This window comes from Actinoplanes sp. ATCC 53533 (genome assembly GCF_003947245.1).
In genome coordinates, this window is record NZ_QHHV01000413.1 from 1 (window position 1) to 2179 (window position 2179).

Consider the following 2179-nt stretch of genomic DNA (forward strand, 5'->3'; position numbering starts at 1 on the left):
CGCCGAAGCCGTCGACCTCGCCGAGTTCACCACCAACTACCGCACCATGGTCGAGTTGCTCACCACGAACTCCCGGCAGCTCATCTGCGTCGCCGAGACTCCCTTCGGCTGGGACGACGCTCTCGACATCCCCGCAGCGAACACCGCTCTGCAGCAATACAACCGGGTAGCCGCGCAGATCGCGGCATCCGCCGGTGCCACCTTTGTCGACGGGTGGCCGGCCTTCACGGCCACCGCTCGCCAACTCCCCGGTAACAACGGTTTGAGTCTGTGGAGCGATGGCGTCCACCTCTCCGAACACGGCGACGCGCTCCTACACGACCTCGTCGATGCCGACCTGCACGAGGTGGTCGCCCGGATGACGACCTACGCAATCCACGACCGCGACCACGCCGCCACCCTGTACCGGCCCCTGTTCGCCGACATCCGTCACCGCGCCGTGCTTCAACCAGCGACGCCATAGGCACCTCGCACTGTTGATCTCGACCGGGTCGCGATGAACGCAAAGGCGGAAGCGCACATGACGGACGACACCCGTTCCCCGCTCCACCGGCCGGTCGGTCACCATGCCGATCATGCTGGCGACGAGCACACCGCGACCGGGCCGAGACAGCAGACCGAAGGTAACGCGGCGGCCGGGCCGATCGAGACTGTCCTCCTCGACCGCGACGGCACACTGATCATCGACGTGCCATACAACGGTGATCCCTCACTTGTCGAAGCGATGCCCGCCGCTAGGTCCGCCCTTGATCGGCTCCGCGCCGCAGGGCTCACGCTCGGAGTGGTTACGAACCAATCCGGGCTCGCCCGAGGGCTGATCACCGAAGACCAGGTCGCGGCCGTCAACGCACGGGTCACAGCCCTGCTGGGGCCGTTTGCCACCTGGCAGATCTGCCCGCACGACGACGCAGCCCGGTGCCGTTGCCGCAAGCCGCGGCCCGGCCTCGTCCACGACGCCGCGGCGGCGCTCGGGGAAACACCCCGGCGCTGCGTCGTCCTGGGCGACCGTCTTCGTGACGTGGCGGCAGGATCGGCCGCCGGCGCCAGCGGGATTCTCATTCCCACCGCCAGCACACCGCATGCCGATATCCGGGCCGCGTCCACGGTCGCGGTGAGTCTGCATGCCGCAGCCGACCTAATTATCGCCCGGCGACAACCTCCGACCGGCAGACGGAACAGCAGGAGCCCCGACCGACTCAGCACCTATGCGGTCCTCTCGTGAGCAGCCCCGAGGCCTCCCAACTGGACGACCACCTCACCCGACTCACCAACGCCATGGCCGCCTTTAGGGCAACCGCCCCCGTCCTGGACAGCTGGGGCAATCACCTTGCCCGGCACCTCGGCCAAGGTGGACGGCTCCTCGTCGCGGGCAACGGCGGCAGCGCGACGACCGCGCAGCACCTCGCCGCCGAACTCGTCGGCAGGATGCGCGGCGAGCGGATGCCGCTGTCCGCGATCGCGCTCAGCGCGGACACCGCCGCGGTGACCGCGATCAGCAACGACTACGGATTCGAGGAAGTCTTCGCCCGGCAGGTCCGCGCGCATGGACGCGCCGATGATGTCCTGTTGGTCATGTCGACCAGCGGGCGCAGCCCCAACCTCGTCTCCGCGGTCGACGCGGCGAAGCAGATCGGCATGCGTACCTGGGCGATGACCGGGGCAGAACCCAACCCGATCGCCGGCGCCTGCGACGAAGCGTTGTGTTGCCCTTCGCCGCACCACCAAATCGTCCAGGAGCTGCACCTCATCGCCCTTCACCTCGTCTGTGAACGCCTGGACCGTACGCTTCCACAGGTCCTGGAAGCAGGTCCCCAGGACCACGAACGTCGCGAACCTGGTGACCACACGGCTGTGGCGACCCGCCCATTGCTGGTCGTCGTCGGTGACACCCTGCTAGACCGCGACATCGTTGGCTCAGTCCACCGCGTCACCCCGGACGCCCCAGCCCTGGTCCTGGACGAGAAGGCCACGACCAGCCGTCCCGGAGGAGCCGGCCTCGCCGCTCGGCTCGCGGCCGGTCGAGGCTTCGACGTCGCATTGATCACCGCGATTGCCGACGATTCCTCTGGAGCCCTTCTCAACGAACTTCTCACCAGCGCGGGTATCGAGGTCTACCCGCTGCCGCTACCCGGCGGCACTCCGGAGAAGATTCGAATGTGCGGCAACGGGCAGGTCCTTC

3 protein-coding genes are annotated in these 2179 nt (G+C 68.1%); all 3 read left to right on the top strand.

Annotated features, from left to right (window positions below; genetic code table 11):
- Positions 1-463, top strand: a 463-nt coding sequence (locus DMB66_RS58460) for a GDSL-type esterase/lipase family protein (RefSeq protein WP_148112927.1), incomplete at its 5' end; no start/stop codon positions are given.
- A gap of 57 nt (positions 464-520) precedes the next feature.
- Positions 521-1222, top strand: coding sequence for an HAD-IIIA family hydrolase (locus tag DMB66_RS66410; protein ID WP_125812554.1), 702 nt, complete (start codon positions 521-523; stop codon positions 1220-1222).
- 53 nt (positions 1223-1275) lie between these two features.
- Positions 1276-2179: SIS domain-containing protein (locus tag DMB66_RS58470; protein ID WP_125812555.1), on the top strand; the 904-nt coding region annotated here is incomplete at its 3' end.

Bases quoted from the DNA above. Each gene is read 5' to 3' on its own strand.
- DMB66_RS66410 (WP_125812554.1), top strand. From the start codon at position 521: ATGACGGACGACACCCGTTCCCCGCTCCACCGGCCGGTCGGTCACCAT.